Consider the following 22,716-nt stretch of genomic DNA (forward strand, 5'->3'; position numbering starts at 1 on the left):
CTCCCACAGAAGGCAGCGCATGACAATCAGTTGCGCGTAACTCGTTACGGCAGCACCGGCGGGGTATAGGTCAATGTCGTCCCCAGCGCCCACAGCAGGAACAGCACCAACGGCGTATGCACCAGCAGCTGCACGAAGGAGAAACCGATCAGATCCCGGGCCTTGAGGCCCAGCACGCCCAGCAGCGGCAGCATATAAAACGGGTTGATCAGGTTCGGCAATGCTTCGGCAGCGTTGTAGATCTGCACTGCCCAGCCCAGGTGGTACTGCAATTCATTGGCGACCTGCATCACATAAGGCGCTTCGATGATCCACTTGCCGCCACCCGAGGGAATGAAGAAGCCCAGCACCGCCGAATACACGCCCATCAGCAACGCATAAGTGTCATGGGACGCGATGCTGGTGAAAAACAACGAGATGTGATGTGCCAGGGTCTGGGCATCGCCGCCCTTGACCGTGGTCAGCAACGCAGCGATGGAGCCGTACAGCGGAAACTGGATCAGCACGCCGGTGGTGGTCGGTACGGCGCGGGTCACGGCATCGAGGAAGCTGCGCGGCCGCCAGTGCAGCAGGGCGCCGAGCATGATGAACAGGAAGTTATAGGTATTGAGCCCGGAAATGGCGGTGATGGCCGGCTTGGTGGAGAACTCGTTGAACAACCAGCCCGCGCCCAGCAGCACCATCAGAATGATCAGCAGCGGGCTGTATTCCAGCCACTCGCCGGGACGTGTGCGCGGCGGCAACGGCGGCAGGTTGAAGGCCGGGTCCACGCCACAGGCCTTGGCGTCGCGCGCGCTGTTGGGGCCGGGGGCCGTGGCGTAGGCGACGATCAGCGAAATCACGATCAGCGCCAACAGCATCACCCCCGATTGCCAGAGGAAAATGGTCTCGGTGAACGGAATCACGCCGGTGATCGCCAGGATCGACGGTGGCAGGCTGCCGGGGTTGGCCTGCAACTGAGCAGCCGACGAAGACAGCCCAAGCGCCCACACGGCGCCAAGGCCCAGGTAGGCAGCGGCGCCCGCTGCGCGGTAGTCCATGCGCAGGTCGGTACGTCGCGCCAGTGCGCGTACCAGCAAGCCGCCAAATACCAGCGACAGGCCCCAGTTGAACAGCGAAGCCACCATCGAGATCAGCGCGACCCAGGCCACCGCCGAGCGCCCGTTCTTGGGAATGCGCGCCAGACGATCGATCAGACGCACCGCGGGCGGTGAACTGGCGACCACATAGCCGCCGATCACCACGAAGGCCATTTGCATGGTGAAGGGAATCAGGCTCCAGAAACCGTCGCCGAAGGCCTTGGCGGCTTCGGCGGGGCGGGCGCCCATGGCGAGGGTGGCGACGGTCACGATGACCACCGCCAGCGCGGCGAATACCCAGGAATCCGGGAACCAGCGCTCGGCCCAGGCGGCGCAGCGCAGGGCAAAGCGGGCGGAGCGGCTTTCTTCTAGTTTGGCGGCCACAGGGTTTACCTTTTGTAGTTATTTTTGGGTGTTGTGTTGGAGGCGAACGGATACGCAGATATCGCGGGTTAGGAGCCAGCTTGCTGGCGAAGTCGTCAGTACATTCACAAAAAATCTGTCAATAGTTCCGGCGGTTTCGCCAGCAGGCTGGCTCCGACAGGGGGGACCTCAGAAACTCATTTCGATGACATCATCCGGCACGATCAACTTGCCGGCGGTCTTGGCGACGATTTCCTCGATGCTTACCCCCGGCGCGCGTTCGCGCAGCACGAAGGCACCGTTCTCGATTTCCAGGTATGCCAGATCGGTCAGCACCTTGCGGATGCAACCGGCACCGGTCAGCGGCAGGCTGCAGCGCGGCAGCAGCTTGGATTCGCCGTCCTTGGACGCGTGGGTCATGGTGACGATGATGTTGTCGGCGCCGGCCACCAGATCCATCGCGCCACCCATGCCCTTGACCAGCTTGCCGGGGATCATCCACGACGCGATATTGCCTTCCACGTCCACCTCGAACGCGCCCAGCACGGTCAGGTCCACATGGCCGCCACGGATCATGGCGAAAGACTCGGCCGAGGAAAAGATCGAAGCGCCGATGCGCGCGGTGACGGTCTGTTTGCCGGCGTTGATCATGTCGGCGTCGATGGTCTCTTCGGTGGGAAACGCGCCCATGCCCAGCAGGCCGTTTTCCGATTGCAGCATCACATCGATGCCGTCGGGGACGAAGTTGGCGACCAGGGTCGGAATGCCGATGCCCAGGTTCACGTAGTAGCCGTCCTTGAGTTCGCGTGCAACGCGTTGAGCCATTTGTTCGCGGGAAAGTGCCATGGTCTGGAATCTCTTTTGTTGTTATCTGCCGTTGCCGACGCTGCAGGCGCGCGGCGTTCAGGATTTCCGAACAGTGCGCTGTTCGATGCGCTTCTCGAAGGTGCCCTGGATCACCCGGTCGACATAAATGCCGGGAGTGTGTATCTCGGTGGGCAGCAGAACGCCGGGTTCGACGATTTCCTCGACTTCGACCACGGTGATGCGGCCTGCGGTGGCGACCACCGGGTTGAAGTTCTGCGCGGTATGGCGGTAGATGACATTGCCGAAATGATCGGCTTTCCAGCCTTTGATCAGCGCGAAGTCGCCGGTGATGGCTTCTTCCAGAATGTAGTTGCGGCCGTTGAACTGGCGCGTTTCCTTGCCTTCTGCCACGGGCGTGCCGTAGCCGGTGGCGGTGTAGAACGCGGGAATACCGGCGCCACCGGCGCGCAGTTTTTCGGCCAGGGTGCCTTGGGGAGTGAGTTCGACCTGGAGTTCGCCACTGAGCAGCTGACGTTCGAACAGGGCGTTTTCGCCGACGTAAGACGAGACCATCTTACGAATCTGCCGGTCTTCCAGCAGGATGCCCAGGCCGAAGCCGTCGACACCGCAGTTGTTGGACACCACCGTCAATCCGCGAATGCCCATGCGCCTGATCTCGGCGATGAGGTTTTCCGGGATTCCGCACAGGCCGAAGCCGCCGCACAGCACTGTCATGTCATCGGTCAGCCCGGCAAGGGCCTCTTGGTAGGTTGCCACGCGTTTGTCGAGTCCAGCCATGATCATCCGCCCTTTATTATTGGTGGGCCGTCAGCAAGGCTGACGGCAGGTAGCGTTGCTGGCATCTTCTCCCGCGCTCAATGATTTGTTAATTTTGTTTTTCTGATGGATTGATAAGACAAACAAATATATGAACGTCAAGCAGCTGCGTGCTTTTCTGGCGGTCGCCGAATGCCTGAGTTTCGCCCAGGCCGGCGAGCGACTGCATCTTTCGCAACCGGCCCTGAGCCTGGCGGTCAAAAGCCTGGAGGACGATCTGGGTGGCCAGCTGTTGACCCGCACCACCCGCAACGTGGCGCTGACCCCCGAGGGCGAAACCCTGTTGCCGTTGGCGCGCCAGTTGCTGGCCGACTGGGACAATACCGAAGAGCTGCTGCGCCAACGCTTCACCCTGCAGATGGGCAAGGTGTCGGTAGCTGCAATGCCATCCTTTGCCGGCAACCTGCTGCCGGGCGCGCTCAAGGTATTTCGTGGTCGCTACCCGCGGGTCAACGTCGCCGTGCATGACGTCATCAACGAGCAAGTGCTGGAAATGGTCCGCCATCGCCGGGTGGAACTGGGCATCGGCTTCGAGCCCGAATCAAGCAATGCGCTGCTGTTCACGCCGTTCTACATGGACCGTTTCGTCGCGGTGGTCGCCGCCGATTCGCCCTTGGCGCACCGGGCTGAGGTGAGCTGGAGCGAGCTGCTGGGCGAAGACTTCATCGCCCTGCAACGACCGTCCGCCGTGAGGCTATTGCTGGAGCAGGCCATCCTGGCGCGGCACGGGAAATTGTCCGTGGCCTTCGAGAGTCATCAGTTATCCACCATCGGCCGCATGGTCGCCAACGGTCTGGGTGTCAGCGCCGTGCCGTCGCTGTGCATCGAGCAGATGCAGGAACTGGGTGCCGCCTGTGTGCCGCTGGTGGAGCCGCGCATCGAGCGGCGTATTGGCCTGACGATGCTGGCCGATCACAAACTGTCGGCGGCCGCGCAGGCGTTGCGCGATGTGCTCATCGAGTTCGCTCGGGAACGCCGATAACCACTATCACCTTGGGTGATTTCTGCTGCGCGAAGGTCGGGATTAACCTTGCTTCATTCCCGAATCGAAGCCCGCCAGGAGGCTCCCATGAAACGTCTCGTCGCCACCGCCTTGCTTGTGTCCATCGCTGTTATCTCCGGCTGTTCTACCCATCACGCCGTTGAGCAGCGCCCTTACACCGCCGAAGAAACCCGCCAGCTGGCGCTGGAAGACCTGAACCGTCGGGGTTTGTCCTTCGAGGAATACCATGCTCGCAAGGCGCAACTGCTGGCCAACCCCCAGATTCAACAACCCCGTCAGTTCGATGATCAGGGTGAAGTCAGTGCCGACAGTGGCGAGTTGCTGCGCTCGCCCCAGAGCTGAGGCGGCAGTTACAGTACTCTGCGTTTGATTCATTCTGAAAACTGTACGGCTGAAAGTTTCGCTCAACTGTCCGTGTGTTTCACAGTGTTGCTTCGATAGTGTGAAGGCCTGCCCTTATGACTGTCTGGACTGCAACATGTCGCTTTCACTCGATCTTCTGCTGGCGTTCGCGCTGTTCGCGTTCGTTACTTCCGTCACACCTGGCCCGAATAACATGATGCTGCTGGCATCAGGGGTCAACTTCGGTTTTGGCCGTACCATTCCGCACATGCTGGGTATCTCGGTGGGGTTTTTCCTGCTGGTGCTGGGCGTGGGTTTCGGCCTGGGGAGTGCGTTTAAAGCCTGGCCTTTGCTGTATACGATCCTGCGTTACGTGGGCGCGGCCTATCTGTTGTACCTGGCGTGGAAGATCGCTACGTCGGGCCCGGCGTCGGATTCGGACAAAAGCCGTGGCGAGCCGTTGGGCTTCTTCGGCGCAGCGCTGTTTCAGTGGGTCAATCCCAAGGCGTGGATCATGGCGATCGGCGCGATCACCACCTATACGCCGATGCAGGGTTATTTCACCAATGTGGTGGTCATTTCAGCGGTGTTTGCGCTGATCAACCTGCCGAGCGTGGGGATCTGGGCCGGTTTCGGCAGTTTGTTGCGCAACGTTCTGCGGCATCCGTTGCGCCTGCGGGTGTTCAATGGGGTCATGGCGTTTTTGCTGGTGGCTTCGTTGTATCCATTGTTTGTGAATCACTGAGGCAGCGACCCCTGCAGCAGCGTGCTGGCGAAGGGGCTAACTGGCGCCTGTCTGTTCCTGGGTTGGCTGGTCGGCGGGTTCCGCCTTTTACGCCCGGACACCCTGATAACCGAGATGCCCCAATCAGCACGGTTCGAGCAAAGGGGTGCCTTCTCTGGCGAAGCGGAATGCCCCCGGATTACAACGCCAACTGCAAATGCCCCCCCGTCGATTTATTACGGGCGCGAAGTCGGTGCTGCAGGCCGAGGAAAAAATGCTCCAGACCCTCATGCAACCGTTCGGTCAGGATGTCGTCCAGATCGCCGCCTTGTGCGTTGTCGCCGTAGCTGATCTGACTGTCGATTGCGAATATCCCATGCAGCACCTCCTGCGACTTGAGCGCCGAGAGCACCGGCTTGAGCGCATAGTCCACCGCCAACATATGCGCCATGCTGCCACCGGTCGCCAACGGCAGTACCACCTTGCCGTGCAGCGCGCGCTCGGGAAGCAGGTCCAGCAAGGTTTTCAAGGCGCCTGAAAATGAAGCCTTGTACACCGGCGTAGCGATCAACAGACCATCGGCCTGCCTGACCGCTTCGATGAAATCCAGCACCTGCGGACTGTCGAACCGAGCGAACAACAGATCCTCGGCATTGAAATCACGAATGCGCAGGGACGTCACCGTTACGCCCTGATTCTGCAACCACTGGCCGGCATGGGCCAGGACCACCCCTGAACGAGACTTGAGCGACGGACTTCCTGAAAGCGAGACGACGAGCATGCGTAATTCCTTGCGATGAGCGTAAACCTGCAAAGCAGCTTGCGTGCCACTCCCGCATTACCCAGCCACAGCTCGATACAGGCGTCATTCACGCCGGGGCTGTCGGGGGCGGACTGTTGGTCAGACGCGTAATTGCTGAATCGCTGTTGCCTTGGCAACACTTGCAACTGTTGCCCGGCCAACACCGCTGGACTGTTGCTCACGCAACAGATGTGCAAATCGCGGACAAAAAAATCCCCGCAGACGACAGGTTGCAGGGAGTCATGGAGCACAGGTGAATCAGTTGCGGAACGCGGCACCGGTCTGCACGACGCTGGCCGAACCCAGCAATTGGCTGATGAACCGGCTCCATCGGGTGATGTTGGCCGGGCCTACGAACACCACGTCCTGGGCCTGGAGCTGGAACTGACCGGCCAGCAGGTAGGCGGTAGGCTTTTCAGCGTTGAGGTGGTAGACCGTGGAGGTCGCATTGGCATAGTTTTCGGCGCCGCGAATCACATAAACCCGGTCACCGTCAGCGCTGTCCGGACTCAGACCGCCGGAGTTGCCCAGCGCTTCGAGCAGCGTCACGCTGGTGGTGCCGAACGAGATTACCTGCGGGTTGCGCACTTCACCCAGCACGTAGATCTTGTTCTTGGAATTGCTGTTGAGGTGCAGGTAGTCGCCATCCTTGAGGAAGATCCTGCTCAACTGCGAACCCTTGCGGTTAAGCGAGTCGATGTCGATCAGGTAGTCGCGCCCATCGCGGCGCAGTGTCAGCCCCGCCAGGTTGGCATCGGTCAGGTCGATCCCCGCAGTACTGACCGCCTGCACCAGGCTGAGCGGAATATTGGTGATCGATTGCGGCCCCGGCGTCTTGAAGGAACCGGACAGCAGCACGCGCTGGCTGTTGTAGCGCAGCACTTTCACGTCCACCTTGACCTCGGTGTATTGCGGCGCCAGCCCCATGCGCAGTTGCTCGCGAATCTGGCTCACGGTTTTGCCGCCGGCGCGGATGCGACCGACGTAGGGGAAAAACATCGTGCCGTCGCTCAACACTTCGCGGGTGTTGGCGTCGAGTTGGTCCTGAGAGCCTGGAGCGGTCAGCTCGGGATGCTCGAACACGGTCACCAGCAGGGTATCGCCAGGCCCGACCACGTATTCAGGCGTTTTGTAGGCCAGCAGTTCGGCCGGCAGGCTATTGGCATCGGCCGCACGCTGGTGCTGTTGCAGCAGACTCTTGGGCGTGATGTCGACCAGCTGCGCCTTGGGTTCGTCCGGATCGGTCGTCGTGACATCGCCCGAGGTCATGTGTTGACCGGGGGCAAAGGCACAGCCCTGCAGGATCAGGCTTGAGAGCAGAGTGACAACTAGGGTTCGCTTCATAGTGAGTGTTCCTTCCTGAAAGGTGCACCTGGCACCGCAATGATTTCGTTGCATCCCTTTTTTCCAACACCGATCGGCGTCTCTGTGTGTGTTTTCAACGTGCGCACATACCTCCCTCCGGGCACGGAATCCCGGAAATTGCTGGTCAGGAAACGGAGAATTCAGAAGGCGTTCTTGTTCAGGAAGCCTTTGAACAGCGTCAACAGAATGATTTTCAGGTCCAGCCAGATCGACCAGTGCTCGATGTATTCCAGGTCGAATTCCACGCGTTTGCGCATCTTGTCCAGGGTGTCGGTTTCGCCGCGCCAGCCATTGATCTGCGCCCAGCCGGTGATCCCCGGCTTGACCTTGTGGCGCAGCATGTAGCCGCTGACCTGCTTGCGGTATTGCTCGTTGTGCGCCACCGCATGGGGCCGCGGGCCGACGATGGACATGTCGCCGCGCAGCACATTGAAGAACTGCGGCAGTTCATCCAGCGACGTGCGGCGCAGAAAGCCGCCCAGCGGTGTGACCCGTGAATCGTTGCGGGTGGCCTGGCGCACTTCGGCGCCGTTTTCCTGAACGCTCATGCTGCGGAATTTCCACACCTCGATGGGCCGGCCGTCCAGCCCGTAGCGGCGCTGGCGAAACAGCACAGGCCCGGGAGACGTCAGCTTGATCGCCACGGCGATCACCACCAGCGGCAAGGCGATCAGCACCAGGATCAGGCTCGACAACAGAATGTCTTCGGCGCGCTTGACCAGGCTCCAGGCGCCGTCCATGGGCGAATCGAAAATGCTGATGCTCGCCAGGCCGTTGATGCTCTCGCTGCGGGCATGCAGCAGTTCGAACATGAACACGTCCGGGATCAGGTACACCGACGCGGTGGTGTCCGACAGCCCGGTGATCAGTTCCCGCAGAGGCGGCTCGGCGCTGAACGCCAGGGTGATGTAGATCTTGTCGATGCGACCTTCGCGGGCGTCGACCACCAGTTGTTCGAGATCGCCGAGCACCGGTATCCGCCGGCCTTGCGCTTCGATGTCCGTCTGCTGGGGCTCGGTGTCGTAGAAGCCCAGCAGGTTCAGGCCCATCCAGGGAGCGCCGGAAATCGACTGCGCCAGCCGTGCGCCGACCTGGCCGGTGCCGACGATCGCTACGCGCCGGGTGTTGAAACCCTGGCGGCGCAGGCCATGCAGCACCTGACGAATCAGCATCCGGTAACCGCACAGCACCGCCAGCACCAGGGCAAACCAGGTCATCTGGCCGTCATTGGGCATCTGCTCGTGATTGAGCAGCAGATAGTCCACCGACAGCAGGATGACGAAGGTAAGCGCCCAGTAGTTGAAGACCTTGGTCAGTTCCCGGGTGATGCGCTCGCCGCGCCAGGAGCCGTACAGCTGATGAAATTCGCTGATCCAGTGGAAGACCAGCACCGCCAGAATGATCTGAAACCAGTTCTCGGCGCTGCTCAGCGGCGACTCACTGCTCTGCCAGTAGCCGGTCAGGACGATTACCGTCAGGTCCAGCAGGCGGTGCGCGACCGAAAGGGCCGATTGATGTGCGTGAAGAATGCCGCGAACGGAAGTGCGCATGAAGAAGCTCGCTCAAACGGATTTGATGGGAACGACTCGGGGCGACAGCTCGCCGTCGATCAGCTCGGCTGTCGTGTGCGCTACCCAGTGCTGGGACGGCATGCGTGCCAGGTGAGCGGCCGCCAGGCGGTGGTCGACAAAGCTTTTGATTTCCTGCTCGAAGCGCGAAATGGAGAACCGCTCGGCATTGGTCCGGCACGCCTGCGCGGTGATGCGCGCCTGTGCGGCCTCGAATTCGGTCACCGCGGCGATCAGCGACGCCACGGTCTGCTCCTGGTAAAGCACGCCAGTGGGCTGCGGGTGATCCAGGCCGTGTACCGTTTCCAGAACCCCGCCCTTGCCGTAGGCGATCACCGGCGTGCCGCAGGCCTGGGCCTCGACCGGGCTGATGCCGAAGTCTTCCTCGGCGGCGAACACGAACGCCTTGGCCGCACGCATGTGCTCAAGCAACACCGCTGCGGGCTGGAAACCCAGCAGAGTGACGTTGGGCGCATGGCTGGCAATGGCCTGCGCCTTGTCCATGTCCGGGCCGTCGCCGATCATCACCAGGCGCTTGTCAGGCATGGCGGCGAACGCTTCGATGATCATCGGCATGCGCTTGTAGGGCACCAGCCTTGAGGCGGTGAAGTAGTAGTCCTGGCGCGGCCCCTGGGCGGTGAAGGCCAAGGTGTCGACCGGCGGATAGATCACCGTGGATTCACGCCGATAAGCCTTGGAAATGCGCGCGCCGATGAAACGCGAGTTGGCGATGAAGGCGTCCACACCGGTGGAGGTACGCTGGTCCCACATGCGGATGTAATGCAGCAGCATGCGCGCCAGCTTGCCTTTCAATCCCGTCGCCAGCCCCGACTCCAGCAGGTACTGGTGCTGCAGGTCCCAGGCGTAGCGGATCGGCGAATGCACGTAGCTGACGTGCAGCTGATCCGGACCGGTCAACACGCCTTTGGCCACGGCGTGGCTGCTGCTGATGATCAGGTCGTAGCCGGACAGGTCCAGCTGTTCGATGGCCAGCGGCATCAACGGCAGATAACGCTGGTAGCGCTTGCGCGCGCCGGGCAGGTTCTGGATGAAGGTCGTCTTCGCGACTTTGCCGCCCAGATGCTTGCGGTCCTGATCGCTGAGAAAATCGATAACGGCGAACAGGTCCGCCTCGGGCCAGATGCGGATCAGTGAAGCCAGTACGCGTTCGGCGCCGGCATAAGTCACCAGCCAGTCGTGGACGATTGCAATTCTCATTGAAGTTCCTTGCGGTAAAGGCTCGCTCTACTTCAGGCGCGGCAGGTCGCGACTTGGCGTTGCTGTATGGGTCAGGGTTTGCTGGGTGGGGATTGGGTGGCGGCGGTAACCTTGGCGCTGGTGGCGGCCTTGGTTTCCAGCAGTGCATCGAGGCGCTGCGACAGGCGCTGGGCCGAAAGGTCCCAGGAAAAGCGCTCCACGTTGTTCAGGCCATGCAGCCGCAGCGCCTCACGCAGCGGTTGATCGGTCAGCACGCGCTGCATGGCGGCCGCCATGTGCCGCACGTCCAGCGGATCGAAATACAGCGCGCTGGCTTGCAGCACTTCGGGAATCGAGGCCGCGTTGGCGGCCAGCACCGGGCAGCCGCAGGCCTGGGCTTCCAGTGGCGGAATGCCGAATCCTTCATAGAGCGACGGAAAAACGAACGCCGCCGCACCCTGGTACTGCTCGATCAGCTCGGCATCGCTCAGGTGTCCCAGAAACCGGATGCGCGGGTCGCGGCAGGCCAGGCGCTGCAGATCGGGGTTGGCGAAGATGTGCGTGGCGGCACCGACGATATGCAGTTGCAAGTCAGGAAAACCGCGCAAACTCAGGAACGCCTCGATCATGCGGTTGAAGTTCTTGTGCGCGGCAGGTGACGAGACGGCCAGCAGGTACTGCACGCCGTCGGGCTTTGGCGTTCGTGCGCGAAAGCCTTCGCTGACTGCTGCGGGCAGTACCAGAAACTTCTTTTCGTCGATGCCGTAGAAACGCGAGATCTCGCCTCGGGAAAAGTTGCTGCACGTGATCACGGTCTTGGCACGAGAGGCGAGGATCGGTGTGATGGTGCGGTAGGCGAGCCTGAAGATCCGGGTGTAGCTTTGCGGATAGCGCACGTAATTGATGTCGTGATGGGTTGCTACCTGGTTGCGGTAGAACATCGGTCCGGTGCTGCTGATCGAGATCAGCAGCGGGTTGCCACGCCGCCTCAGGTACAGCGGCAGATCGAGTTGCTCCCAGAGATGGCCCCGGTTGCGGCCGATGCATTGCACATCCAGTGCCTTGGCTGCTTCAAGCCGTTTGATGTCGTGAGGTGCGACGCACACGATGTCGTCGCGCAGTTTCTTGAGTGAGAGACACATTTGCTCGGCGTATCGCTGGACCCCACTGATGTTCTGGGTCAGAAAACGTGAATTGATGAAGATCATCGGGCGCATCCTGCAAGCTTACGGTTGAAGTTGTCGTGCGGGCTCTGTCTGGACGTCATGGCCTGGCCGCTTGTTCTTGTGTGGCGAACAGCGCCGGGCGTGTGCCCAGGCTGATGATTTTTGGAAACTCATCGATGGGCACCTGGGCCGAGCAACGGGCGTCGTTGCAGGTCCAGGGAACCTCGGTTTCGAACAGGCCTCGGTCGGCCTGGCCGGTATCGATCAACTGCACGTTGCCGCGCTGCACGCTGGTGGCTTCGATGTGGGTCAGCGCCGGCTGCCCGGTGGTCCAGGCCACCAAAATCTGGTCCGAGCCGCGACTGAAACGCAGCAGGTAGGTGGAGTCCAGTTCGCGGCTTTTCCTGGCGTCGTAGTCGTATTCGCGCAGCGTCGTGCTGATCGCCTTGAGGGTCAGGAACGCCGGCTTGGCGCTCATGTCCTGCCTGAGCAGGCCGAAATTCTGCTGCGGATCGCTCAGGTCGGCACCGGTGTCCACCAGGCCGTTCCACCACAGCCCGCGGATGTCAGGCACCGTCCGGGCGAGGAAAAAACTGCGCGCCAGAAAGGACGCCTGGGTGCGTTCGCTGATCCCGCATTTGCCGGTATTGGTCGGCCAGCCCATTTCGGTCAGGTACAACGGCACCGGGCGTGCGGCCAGGGCGCGCAGGTCGGCATTGATCCAGCGCAGCCAGGCAATCCAGCGCTCCGGGGTATGGCGCTGGTCATGCCGGCAATGCACATACGGATGCAGCGACAACCCGTCGACGTGATCCAACGTACCGTTCTGGATCAGCCGGTCGGCAAAGCCCAGGTCCATGCCCAGACTGGTGACCGCACCGGCCAGCACCGTGATCGGCCGTCGCTGCTGGCGCAAGCGGGCGACGGTTTCCTCGACCAGGTTGCTGTAGTCTTTGCTGGCCCAGGCATCGATGGGGTTTTCCCGGTCCCACTCATTCCAGATCTCATACAGATCCACGCTGTCGGCCAGCTCCCTGGCCACGAAACTTGCATAGTTGCCGAACGCCTGGCGCACCAGCGGCTGGCGCGGCTTGGCGTAGTTTTCATAGAACGGGCTGCCGTAGCCCAGGACCAGCAGCGGTCTTACGCGGTGTTCCCGGGCCTTGCTCAGGTACGCCTGCCAGGACGGGGGAATGCGCAGGGCCGCGCGTCGGGGTTCGACGCTGGTCCAGTAGGCATCGTCCCGGACCGAACCGACGCCGGCTTCTTCCAACAGTTTCAGAGCCAGGGCCGAAGCGCCATTGGTGTTCATCAGATGGGTGTCGACCCCGATGATGAAAGCCTCTTCGCCCGATGCCGGAAGGCCCCACCACAAGCTCAGCAGCAGAGCCATGAGGATTCGGCGCCATCGGCGCGCGGGTTGCTTAAGCATGTATTGTCTCAATGAAGAGGCACGGTCCGGAGCGCTTGCTCAGTAGGGGCACGGGCCGATGGAGTTCACTGCAGTGACGGGAGCGGCGGCGCTCAGACCGGGTTTGACAGCGGCTGCATTCCCGGCAGCGCGACCCGGTCGAGCAGGGTCTGGGCGAAAATGCTTTCGTATTGGTCGAGCATCAGGTCCAGGTTGAGCAGCGAGGCCACGCTGCCGCGGGCCTGGGCGCTGAGGCGCGCCAGCAGTTGCGGCTGCTGATGCAGCTTGAGCATCGCCACACCCAGCGAATCCGGATCGTCCGGGCTGCATAACAGGCCGTTGAACTGGTCCTGGATGATTTCGGTCAGGCCGCCCATACGGCTGGCGATCACCGGCCGCGAGTGGGCGCAGGCTTCCACCGCCACCATGCCAAAGGGTTCGTTCCACATGGACGGCACAATGGCGACGTCGATCTGGCTGTAGAACTCTTCGGGCTTCTGATAACCGACGAAGCTGATATTCGGCGACTTGGCCATGGCCTTGAACTTACGTTCGTCTTCCAGCTGGCCGCGTCCGGCAATCTGCAGGGTCGCGTCACACGGCAGGTGCTGGAATTGCTCGATCAGCCAACCCACGCCCTTGGGCTCGGACAGAGTGCCCAGGTAGCCGAAGCGCAGCGGCGCCTGATCCGGATCGGCGGCGTTCGCGCTGGAGGCGATGAGCCCGGGTGCCGAGTAGGGACTGGCGTTGTGCACGACATAGCCGCGGCTGCCCTGGAAGTAACCGTTGGCCTTGAGCGTGTCGAGCATGTAGCGGCTGACGCCTACCACCGTGTCGACCCGCGCCGAGCGTTCGTCATGGCCCTTGCGAAAACGCGCGCACAGCCCGCATTGCTGCTGGCAGCTGTGGCCTTTCCTGAACATGGTGCTGCTGGGGCACAGCAGGTACATGTCATGCAGCACTTGCACCATGGGCAGGTCGGCGGCAGCGACTTCGTCCCAGGCCGACACCGACCAGCCGGTGAGGTTATGGCACACCACCAGATCGGGGCGCTCCAGTTCCAGAACGTCTTTCACATAATCGCGCATGCTGTGGTTGTAGCGATCACGCAGGTGCCAGCCCAGGCGAGCCAGGCGGCCGGGGCGCTGGGCCGTGAAGTGCCAGTAGAGGTTGTGCAGGCCGGCGCGGTAGACCTTGATCTGGTTCACGGCGTTCATGTGCAGGCCCGGCTGCCCGGCGGTTGCCAGCACGGCGACCTGGTAGCCGCGTCGTTGCAGACCCTCGACGGTGCGTTGCAGGATGACTTCGGCGCCGCCGCCGATATCGGGTGCGTAGAGACTGCTGATGAAGAGAATTTTCATAGCGGGTAGGACCTGTTCAGGCCGAGCACACCGGCTTCGCCATCGCGGATGGCGTTCTCGATCAGGCTCAGGCGTGGGCCGGCGTCACAACGTTTGGCGATCAGGCGCAGCAGGCGGAAAAACATCCAGCGGTTGAGGCCGTAGATCAGCGGCGACGAGGCCCAGACGTTCTTGTCGAACCAGGCCTGGTTGCGCGCACCGTAGTAGGCGCGCAGGTCCGAGCCGCCCAGCAGGAAACTTTCGTAGACATTGCCGGTGCGTGCCTTGATGTTCCAGGAATCTTCCAGATCATCGAGCAACGCCTCGGGCACCAGGAAAATCCGCCCGCCGTTGGCGGTAATACGCCAGGTGTACTCGCTGTCGTCGGCATAGAGCTTGAGGGCGTCCAGCGGCAGGCCGATCTTCTTGTACAGGTTGCGGTGGGCCAGCAGCCCGCCGTAGGTGGCGAAGGGCAGTTGCACCATCTGCGGGGTGCCGCCGGTGCCTTGCGGTCGTCCCCACGGCAGGCGGCGCCAGATCTTGTACGGTAATTGAGCGATGTGGAAACCGAAGAAACTGGAGCGGCGCTGGATCGCGAACCGTTCCGGCACGCCTGCTGCGATATCGGCCTGGTGCGTGGGCCGAAAGCCGAGCACCGCAGCGTTTTCCTGGCCGTCGATCTGTTCCCGCTGGTGCAGATGCTGGTGCAGGACTTCGATGGCGTTGATGGTCGGCGCGTTGTCGTCATCCATCAGCCAGATGTAGTCGGCTCCTGCGTCCAGCGCGGCCTGGATGCCCACCGAATAGCCATTGGCCGAGCCGGTGTTGTGCTCCAGGTAGATCACCTGCACCTGACCCGGCCACTTCTCGCTCAGGGTGTGCAGCGGAGCGACCGATGCGTTGCTGACGATGATCACCCGATCGATCAGCGGGCTTTCCAGCGAGCGACTGACCAGTGTGTGCAGGTAGTTGAAACGGTCACCATAGGTGAGCGTCACCAGGGAAGTTCGTTGGGTCATGGTGAGGGTCCGTCCAGGGTTGTCTGTGGCCAGGCCGGCGGCGCCGGTCCGGTTCACGCTCGCGCAACGAGCTGAGCCGGGTCGGCGCCGGCACTTCAGGCGTGGGCTTGCATGCGCACCAGGCTGCTCATCGGCAGCACGACTTTCTGCTGGCGCTGCAACAGATTGAGCAGGATCACGGCGCGTTCGGTACCGTCGGCGGCGAGGAAGATCGCTTCCACATCGCCAAACCCGCCGGCATTGATCCTGACCAGTTCGCCTTGGGTGAACACCACCCGTTGCGTGGGCATCGGCGCGGCCAGGCGCTGGCGGATCTGTTCGATCAGCTCGTCCTGGACCGGCACCGGATGCCCGCCGAAGGTGACGATGCGGGCCACGCCGCGGGTCGAGCGGATCGGGTACCAATTGTCGTGCAGTTGATCCATGCGGATGAACAGATAGCCGGGGAACAGCTCTTCTTCGACGTGCGGCCGTGCACCGCGCCGCCTGGCAGCGTCGGACTTGAGCGGGCGATAGCATTCGAAATGCTGACGCTGCAGATGCTCCTGTGCCCGGGCTTCCTGGCGAGGCTTGGTCTGGATCAGATACCAGCGAGCGGGGTTGTCATATAAAGACATGTCGTTACTCCACGGCCAGGTGCGGCAGATAGGTCGTGACCTGATCGGTCTTGACCCGCATGAAAGCGTCATTCGCTGCAGCGCCTTCGTTGGCATTGCAGAACGTGAGCAGCTCCTGGATGCGTTCGACGCTGTTGAACATCAGCACGTCGATGATCGAAAGATGAGGCACGAAGGGGTGCGCGAATTGCTGGTACTCGATGGTGTCCATCTTGAAAAACCGCAGCAACAGGCCGTTGCGGGCGAAGTGATCACGGTCGTAAAGCTCCAGGCCGCCGATGGAATTGAGCACGGTGGTGGCCGACAGGGCGTGGGCGATGCGGATGACCCGGTCCTGTTTGTCGGTGCAGGACTCCAGGGCGATGTCCGAACCGCGCAGGATAGGCGTGCTGATCTGCAGATAGGCGCATAACTCACGCAGGCTGTGTTCCGCATAACGCGCCAGGTTCAGTTGCGGGAAGCGGATCAGCCCTTCGAGCAACGGCATCACCTCGGCGAAGAACGGCGCCTTGCGGTAATTCTGGCGAATCAGATTGATGATTCGCGCGGCCTCGTCCGGGAAGCCTTCGATCAACTGACGCTGCATGATCGGCAGTTCGAAGTGATCCTTCTTGAGCGGGAACGTAATCAACCGGGCTTGCCCATTGCTCAGAATCCGGTTGCGATTCACCCAGCCGGCACGGATGAACTGCAGGTCGTCTCCCAGGACGAACACATCCGCCGCGGCGATGAGTTGGAAGTACCCCAGGTAAGGGAAAAGGTACGGCTGCATCATTGCTATGGTCCGGGCCATGTTGAGCTCCATGTGGATGGCGGGCGTGAGTGAAAGTGATCAGCCGCGCCTGTTCATTTGCGAACAGGGTGGTAGTTGTAGCCATAGGTGGCGCAGTCGTAATCGGAGGTGGAAGCCTTGCGCACCACCGAGTTGAAAATGGCGCCTTTGATCAGGATGCCGTTCTGTCCCAGCCGGCGTTTGCTGGCCTCGATCTCCTTGATGGTGGTCAGGCCGAAACGCGCCACCAGCAGGCAGGTCCCGGCCTGGCGGCCGACCAGGGTCGCGTCGGTCACCGCCAGGATCGGCGGGGTGTCGATCAGGATCAGGTCATACAGCGGCGAGAGTTCGGTGAGCATCTTGTTGAAGTTGTCATGCATCAGCAGCTCCGACGGGTTGGGCGCCGCGAAGCCGCAGGAGATGAAGTCCAGGTGGCGGATCTGGGTGTGGTTGATGACGTCGGCAGGCTTGAGGCGTGCGGCCAGTGTGTCGGACAGCCCGTGCTTGGGATGCAGGCCGAATACCCGGTGCAGGTAGCCCTTGCGCATGTCGGCGTCGATCAGCAATACCCGCTTGCCGGTCTGGGCGATGATCGCCGCCAGGTTGCTGGAGACGAACGACTTGCCGGCGCCGGGCGTGGGGCTGGAAATCATCAGCACGTTGTTGCGCGCCTCAAGCATGGCGAAATGCAGGCTGGTGCGCAGGCTGCGCAGCGATTCCACGGCCAGCTCGTTGGGTTCGGCAAGGCTGAGCAGCGTGGGCACATTTTTCGCCGCACTGTTCTTGGCGTTTTTCTCCAGGCGGTCCTGCTGGCGGGAGTAGGGCAGCGCCGCGTAGACCGGCATGCCGATGTTCTCGATCAGCTCGGCACTTTCGACGCCGCGTGAAAAGGCCTGGCGCACGAAGATGATGATCACCGCCACCAGCATGCCCAGCAGCGTGGCGAACAGCACGGTCAGCTTCTTCATCGGCTTGACCGGTTTTTCGACGTTGGTGTCGGCGTTGTCGATCACTCGCACGTTGCCGATGCTGCCGGCACGCAGAATGTCCTGCTCCTGACTCTTGTTGAGCATCAGGGTGTAGGTCTGGCTGGTGACCTGCATGTCGCGGGTCAGACGCAGCAGATCCTGTTGGGTCTGGGGCAGGGATTCGATTTTCTTCAAAAGCCCCTGTTTCTGTTGTTCCAGCTGGCTCATCTGGTTCAGCAGGCCGCGATAGGTCGGGTGTTCCGGGGTATACAGGCGCTCGGTTTCAACGCGCTTGAGCTTGAGTTCGGACAGCAGTGAATCAAGCTTGACCACCTGATCCAGCACACCCTTGGTCTCGATGCTCAGATCCACCGACTTGGCGCTGGTCTGGAAATTGTTCAGGGCCGTTTCCGACGCTTCCAGCTGCTTGCGCACCATGGGCAGTTGCGAGCGCAGGAATTCCAGGCGCTGCGCCGCTTCGGCGGAGCTGCGTTCGACGTTCTGGCGCACATAGAGGCGGCTGACTTCATTGAGGATGTGGTTGGCGCGATCCGGATCGGCGTCTTCCAGAGACAGGTAGATGATCCCGGAATCCTTGCCCGCTTCACTGATTTTCAGGCGGTTCTGATAGTCCAGTGCGGCATTCAGGGTGCGCAGCCGCGTCAGCGTGAACTCGGTGCCGGGCCGTGCGATCAGCCGGGCGATCTGCACTTTCAGGCCATTGCCCTCGACCACCCGGTTGGTGGTGCCGCTCAGCAGCAGGGTGCGGTCCTTGTCGTAGATCGAGAAGGCACCGGCCTTGCCCGCCACCAGGGTGAGGTTTTCCCCCAGCAGTTGCTCCGGCACTTCGAGCTGGAACACGTCGATGCGCTCGCCGCCCCAGGCGTACTGATCCATGCCCAGCCACGGCTCGGCGAGGGCGCCTTCATGTTCAGGGCTGAACGTGCGGTACAGGTACGGCCCGATCACCGGGAACAGGTCGGGCTTCTGCACGATGTTGAGCTTGAGGTCGTCGACGACTTTGCCCAGCAGCGCGCGGGACTTGATCAGCTCGATTTCGGTGGTCGCCTGGGACACCGACATCGGCTTGTTGTTGACCTCCGGAGTGCCTTCGATGCCGACTTTCTTGGGCTCGATCTGGATCATGGCGTCGGCCTGGTAAATCGGCGTGGCCAGAATCGCGTAGGCCACACCGACCAGGAAAAACAGGCCGACGATACTGAAAATCAAGCCTTTGTGGTCGAACAACACACGCAAGATAGTTGCCAAATCGACCCGGGTGTCCTGGTAGTAATCCAGTGAGGAACGGTTCATGACGGTCATTTATCTTGTTTCTCCGGACTGAAGATAAGGAAGCCAGTCATCGACACATCTCGACAGATGATCAAAGGTCTGTTCAAAGGCTGACTTGGGTCGCCGATAGGGGTCGGCTATTTCGGACGGGTGTTGCCATTGGCCGATCAAAAACGTTTTGCCGCGCGCTTCGGGCGCCAGCTGGAAAATATTCACCAGATGCGCCTGCTCCATGAGCAGGATCAGCTCGGCCTGGCGCAGCAGCCCTCGATCCACGCGCCGCGCCGCATGGGAGCGCATCGGCACCTGATGCGCCTGCAACACCTCTTGGGCGAAGCGGTCCATCGGGGTGCCGGGAACCGCGCCGATCCCGGCCGAATGCACCCGGACGCCGGACGCCTTGAGCCGATGACGCAGCAGCGCTTCAGCCATCGGGCTGCGACAGATGTTGCCGATGCAGACCACCAGTACGTCACTGAACATGGGGTCTGCCGACCACCGACATCAGACGCCTGCTCAGGTTGACGGTGAAGTTGCGCGCCACCATCAGCAGGGTCTGGATCTTGTGCCTGGGCGCCAGCGCCGACAGCGACAGCTCGACCGCTTGCATCAGGAAGTATTCGTACAACTCCTGATTGCCCAGGCGGTTGTAGTAGTTGGCCAGGCTGGAGCAGGTTTGCAGGCTCATGTGCAATTTGCGTTTGTCGCTGCGCATGGAAAAAATCCCGCCGGGGTGCAGGCGATACGCCGCCGGCTTGATCTCGGCCATGAACTTGCCCTTGCCGTGGGCGCCGAGCAGCGACCACCAGCACAGGTCGTTGAGCGGCGCGACTTCCATCTGCAACTCCGGCGGCATACTGCAGAACAGATTGCGAAAGCAGGTGGTCAGGGTCGAAATCGGCCGGGCCTTTTGCAGCTCGAGCGCGGTGGCATCGCCACGCAACTTGCCTTGCAACTGCACGCCGTACTGACCGTTGGCATCGAAGGCGATGGCGTCGTGGTAGGTCAGCACGTAGTCAGGGTGGCTTTCGAGAAAGTCCACTTGCAGCTGCAGTTTGCGCGGGTCGGTCCAGTAGTCGTCCGCTTCGCAGTAGGCGATGTAGCGTCCACGCGCCTTGGCAAACAGGTTGGGTACGCAGGGCTTGCCCAGGCGGTACTGGTTAACCTGTTGGTAGAACGGGCGGATGATGTCCGGATGGCGCTCGGCGTACTGGGCGATGATGCGTGCCGTGTTGTCGGTGGACGCATCATCGTTGATCAGGATTTCGTAGCTGAAGCTGGTCTGCTGGGACAGGAAACCGTCCAGCGTCTGGGCGACGAACGCTTCCTGGTTGTAGGCCGGGCACACGATGCTCAGCAGCGGCGGTTGCGGCGGGCGTTTGCTTGCGATAGTTGCAGTGGCATCCATGGCTCAGGTACTCGGTTTGATGTAGATCTTCAGGGCCAGAGGCTTGTAACTCGCCGCGACCAGCAACAGGGTGATCAGGCCGCCGGCTGCCAGCCCCAGCAACACGCTGGCCCGGCTCTGGCCGGCGATCAGGTGCAGGACCGGTGTGCTGACCACTGCGCCGACGGCAGTCATGGCGATGATGCGCAGCACATCGCGCAACCACTGCCCGTGGATGCCCGGCGCCAGGCGTTGATGCACGATCATCGGCCATACCGCGAACGACACGGCACGCAGGAAAAACCAGGCCAGTGCGGCGCCATAGGCTCCTTGATAACGAATGGCCAGAATCATCACCGGCACGGTGATCAGCGCGGAAATCACGCTGTACCAGACATGCAGGCGCATCTGCCCGTAGGCGTATTGCAGATAGAACTGAAATGCGCTGGCCGCCATGATCGCGCTGCCCAGCGCGTACCACGGCAGCACCGAGCGGCTCCACTGCGCTGCGGCCTGATCGCCCGTCCAGGCATAAATCAGCGGCTCGGCATGCATGGCGACGATGGCGGCCAGCGGGAACAGAAAGGTGCAGGTGAACCGGTTGGCCTGCAGGAACAGCGACTGCATGTCCTGATGGCGACCTTCGGCGATCAAGACCGTCAACCGTGGCAGCAGCGCCTGGACCAGCGGGTTGGTCAGCATCAGGATGCCGGTGGTGATCAACGCCACCAGCGAGAAGTAGCCGTACTGGTCCAACGGCAGCTGCTCGGACAACAGCACTTTGTCCAACTGGGTCAGCACGATCCACAGCACGGCGGTCAGCGACATGCTGGCGGCGAAGGGCAGGATCGGCTTGACCAGCTGCCAGTCGAAGCCGGTCAGCCAGCGACCGGCCGGCATCTGCCGCCAGGCGCGGACAGCGAATATCAGGGTTTCGATCAAGCCGATCAGCACCTGGAATTCGAAGAAATCCTGCGGGTCCTGGGAATACAGGCTGACCAGCAACAGGCCGCCGAAATAGCGCAGCGTGGCGATGAACACATTGACGCCGTTGAGCCAGCCGTGTTGTTCCAACCCTTGGATGCCACTCTTGTAAAGCGTCGAATACAACCGCAGGGCAACCACCGCCCCCATCAGGCCGATGCAGTTGATCAAGGTCTGCGGTTCCAGTGCCTGAGCGTTCAGCCAATGCACGGCGATCCACGGGCTGGCAAGGTAGATCCCGATACAGGCTGCGCCCGCCAGCGGCAGGAAAATGATCTCGAACGAGCGCAACAGGCGACCCAGGTTGCGCCGCGCCGCAGGTTCGCCCTGCTGATGGGCCACAGCGCGCACCAGGCTGGGTGACAGCCCGGCATCGAGCAATTGCAGCCAGGCTTGCATGACCGCGAAAAAACCGATCAGGCCGTAGGCCTCGGCCCCCAGATGCACCAGATAGAACGGCATGATCAGAATGCCCACCAGCAGGACATAAGCCTGCCCGAGGTAATTCAGGGCCGTATTGCGGATGACGGACGCTTTATTGGGCATGGCGTTATACGACCTGCGCCGGTGCAGGCGCCTGATAGCTCAGGTTATTCAGGCTGCATTCCTCGATCAGCGTGTGGATGACCCGTTCCTGGTCTTCGGGCTGCAAGCCTGGATAGATCGGCAGGCACAGCACTCGCTCGCTCAGGGCGCGGGAGACCGGCTGCGCGGGTTGCGGTTGCAGATACTCCAGCGTGTCCAGCGACGGGTAGAAGTAACGGCGCGGGTTGATGCCGCGGGCGTTGAGTGCGGTGCGGGCCTGCAACAGCTGCTGCTCATCGCTCAGGGCAACCGGGTAATAACTGTGGTTGAGCTGGCTGTCGGCCTCGGGCTGTTGCAGATCCAGATAGTTTTCCAGCCGCGAGGTATAGCGGTGGGCGATCTCGGCCCGTTCCTCGAGGATGTTCTCGATATTGTCGAGAATGCACAGGCCCATGGCCGCGGAAAACTCGTTGAGCTTGGCGTTGATGCCGATGCTGTCGATCTTGTCGACGCCGGAAATGCCGAAGTTGCACAACAGGTAGGCGCGCCGCGCCAGTTCGTCATCGTTGGTGATGATCGCGCCGCCTTCGATGGTGTGAAACAGCTTGGTGGCGTGGAAGCTCAGGGTGCTGATGTCGCCCCGGTTGAGCACCGACTGGCCGCCCTGGCGCACCGCGAAGGCATGGGCGCCGTCGTAGACCACCTTGAGGTTGCGCTTGCGAGCGATCTGGTCGATGGCGTCCACGGCGCAAGGGTTGCCGAATACATGGGTGCCGACGATGGCCGTGGTGTCTTCTTCGATCCGGCTTTCGATGTTCTGGGGCGAGATGTTCCAGGTCAGCGGGTCGATGTCGGCAAAGATCGGGCGGATCCCTTCCCACTGCAAGGAACTGGTGGTGGCCACGAAGCTGAACGGGGTAGTCACCGCGCTGCCGGTCAGGCCCAGCGCCCGATAGGCGACCTGCAGTGCCAGGGTGCCGTTATTGGTCAGGATAATGTGCCGGACCCCCAGGTAATCCTTGAGCCGGTCCTGCAGTTCGCCCACCAGCGGACCGTGATTGGTCAGCCAGCCACGCGCGTAAATGCCTTCGACATAGCGCTGGAACTTGTCGATATCGCCCAGGTAAGTCTTGGTTACGTTGATCAT

21 protein-coding genes are annotated in these 22,716 nt (G+C 61.8%); 3 read left to right on the forward strand and 18 right to left on the reverse strand.

Annotated features, from left to right (window positions below; all coding sequences use genetic code 11):
- Nucleotides 1-44: 44 nt before the first annotated feature.
- The 3 genes from EGJ27_RS18275 to EGJ27_RS18285 all read right to left on the reverse strand — a co-directional run bounded on the left by EGJ27_RS18275 (nt 45) and on the right by EGJ27_RS18285 (nt 3,047).
- Nucleotides 45-1,463, reverse strand: a complete 1,419-nt coding sequence (locus EGJ27_RS18275) for a short-chain fatty acid transporter (protein ID WP_125832141.1) — start codon at nt 1,461-1,463, stop codon at nt 45-47.
- Between the two features lie 168 nt (nt 1,464-1,631).
- Complete coding sequence (locus EGJ27_RS18280; protein WP_125832142.1) at nt 1,632-2,288, reverse strand: CoA transferase subunit B; 657 nt, start codon at nt 2,286-2,288, stop codon at nt 1,632-1,634.
- A 57-nt stretch (nt 2,289-2,345) separates the two neighbouring features.
- Nucleotides 2,346-3,047 (reverse strand): CoA transferase subunit A, encoded by a 702-nt coding sequence (locus EGJ27_RS18285; RefSeq protein WP_125832143.1) that lies wholly within the window; start codon nt 3,045-3,047, stop codon nt 2,346-2,348.
- Nucleotides 3,048-3,177: 130 nt separating this feature from the next.
- Here EGJ27_RS18285 and EGJ27_RS18290 point away from each other — a divergent pair, with 130 nt between their 5' ends.
- From EGJ27_RS18290 to EGJ27_RS18300, 3 genes are all read left to right on the forward strand, one after another.
- The gene (locus tag EGJ27_RS18290; RefSeq protein ID WP_125832144.1) at nt 3,178-4,068 is read left to right on the forward strand and encodes a LysR family transcriptional regulator; all 891 of its coding nucleotides are present in this window, start codon (nt 3,178-3,180) and stop codon (nt 4,066-4,068) included.
- Nucleotides 4,069-4,155: 87 nt separating this feature from the next.
- Nucleotides 4,156-4,431, forward strand: coding sequence for a hypothetical protein (locus EGJ27_RS18295; protein WP_125832145.1), 276 nt, complete (start codon nt 4,156-4,158; stop codon nt 4,429-4,431).
- 136 nt (nt 4,432-4,567) lie between these two features.
- Entirely contained in the window at nt 4,568-5,176 is a 609-nt protein-coding gene (locus EGJ27_RS18300) for a LysE family translocator (protein ID WP_125832146.1), read from the forward strand.
- A gap of 178 nt (nt 5,177-5,354) precedes the next feature.
- On the opposite strand, the gene ssuE is transcribed toward EGJ27_RS18300, so the two are convergent.
- The 15 genes from ssuE to EGJ27_RS18375 all read right to left on the reverse strand — a co-directional run bounded on the left by ssuE (nt 5,355) and on the right by EGJ27_RS18375 (nt 22,716).
- Nucleotides 5,355-5,936: an NADPH-dependent FMN reductase gene (gene ssuE, locus EGJ27_RS18305; RefSeq protein WP_125832147.1), complete on the reverse strand. Its 582-nt coding sequence runs from the start codon at nt 5,934-5,936 to the stop codon at nt 5,355-5,357.
- A 279-nt stretch (nt 5,937-6,215) separates the two neighbouring features.
- Complete coding sequence (locus EGJ27_RS18310) at nt 6,216-7,301, reverse strand: polysaccharide biosynthesis/export family protein (protein ID WP_125832148.1); 1,086 nt, start codon at nt 7,299-7,301, stop codon at nt 6,216-6,218.
- Between the two features lie 161 nt (nt 7,302-7,462).
- A complete protein-coding gene (locus tag EGJ27_RS18315; RefSeq protein ID WP_125832149.1) occupies nt 7,463-8,872 on the reverse strand; it encodes an undecaprenyl-phosphate glucose phosphotransferase in 1,410 nt (469 codons plus the stop codon).
- Nucleotides 8,873-8,884: 12 nt separating this feature from the next.
- Entirely contained in the window at nt 8,885-10,108 is a 1,224-nt protein-coding gene (locus EGJ27_RS18320; RefSeq protein ID WP_125832150.1) for a glycosyltransferase family 4 protein, read from the reverse strand.
- Nucleotides 10,109-10,179: 71 nt separating this feature from the next.
- Nucleotides 10,180-11,295 (reverse strand): glycosyltransferase family 1 protein, encoded by a 1,116-nt coding sequence (locus EGJ27_RS18325; RefSeq protein WP_125832151.1) that lies wholly within the window; start codon nt 11,293-11,295, stop codon nt 10,180-10,182.
- Between the two features lie 55 nt (nt 11,296-11,350).
- A complete protein-coding gene (locus tag EGJ27_RS18330; protein ID WP_256672875.1) occupies nt 11,351-12,646 on the reverse strand; it encodes a hypothetical protein in 1,296 nt (431 codons plus the stop codon).
- A gap of 131 nt (nt 12,647-12,777) precedes the next feature.
- The gene (locus EGJ27_RS18335) at nt 12,778-14,025 is read right to left on the reverse strand and encodes a glycosyltransferase family 4 protein (RefSeq protein WP_125832153.1); all 1,248 of its coding nucleotides are present in this window, start codon (nt 14,023-14,025) and stop codon (nt 12,778-12,780) included.
- The gene (locus EGJ27_RS18340) at nt 14,022-15,023 is read right to left on the reverse strand and encodes a glycosyltransferase (RefSeq protein WP_125832154.1); all 1,002 of its coding nucleotides are present in this window, start codon (nt 15,021-15,023) and stop codon (nt 14,022-14,024) included. The genes EGJ27_RS18335 and EGJ27_RS18340 overlap by 4 nt, the downstream gene beginning before the upstream one ends.
- Before the next feature lie 95 nt (nt 15,024-15,118).
- Entirely contained in the window at nt 15,119-15,640 is a 522-nt protein-coding gene (gene rfaH / locus EGJ27_RS18345; RefSeq protein ID WP_125832155.1) for a transcription/translation regulatory transformer protein RfaH, read from the reverse strand.
- A gap of 4 nt (nt 15,641-15,644) precedes the next feature.
- Nucleotides 15,645-16,433, reverse strand: coding sequence for a WbqC family protein (locus EGJ27_RS18350; protein WP_125832156.1), 789 nt, complete (start codon nt 16,431-16,433; stop codon nt 15,645-15,647).
- Between the two features lie 53 nt (nt 16,434-16,486).
- Nucleotides 16,487-18,703 (reverse strand): polysaccharide biosynthesis tyrosine autokinase, encoded by a 2,217-nt coding sequence (locus tag EGJ27_RS18355; protein ID WP_125832157.1) that lies wholly within the window; start codon nt 18,701-18,703, stop codon nt 16,487-16,489.
- Entirely contained in the window at nt 18,704-19,156 is a 453-nt protein-coding gene (locus EGJ27_RS18360; protein ID WP_125832158.1) for a low molecular weight protein-tyrosine-phosphatase, read from the reverse strand.
- The gene (locus EGJ27_RS18365) at nt 19,146-20,081 is read right to left on the reverse strand and encodes a glycosyltransferase (RefSeq protein ID WP_125832159.1); all 936 of its coding nucleotides are present in this window, start codon (nt 20,079-20,081) and stop codon (nt 19,146-19,148) included. The genes EGJ27_RS18360 and EGJ27_RS18365 overlap by 11 nt, the downstream gene beginning before the upstream one ends.
- A gap of 3 nt (nt 20,082-20,084) precedes the next feature.
- Nucleotides 20,085-21,590 (reverse strand): lipopolysaccharide biosynthesis protein, encoded by a 1,506-nt coding sequence (locus EGJ27_RS18370; protein ID WP_125832160.1) that lies wholly within the window; start codon nt 21,588-21,590, stop codon nt 20,085-20,087.
- Between the two features lie 4 nt (nt 21,591-21,594).
- Nucleotides 21,595-22,716, reverse strand: coding sequence for a DegT/DnrJ/EryC1/StrS aminotransferase family protein (locus EGJ27_RS18375; protein ID WP_125832161.1), 1,122 nt, complete (start codon nt 22,714-22,716; stop codon nt 21,595-21,597).

It is taken from the genome of Pseudomonas sp. v388, assembly GCF_003935425.1.
GTDB lineage: Bacteria > Pseudomonadota > Gammaproteobacteria > Pseudomonadales > Pseudomonadaceae > Aquipseudomonas.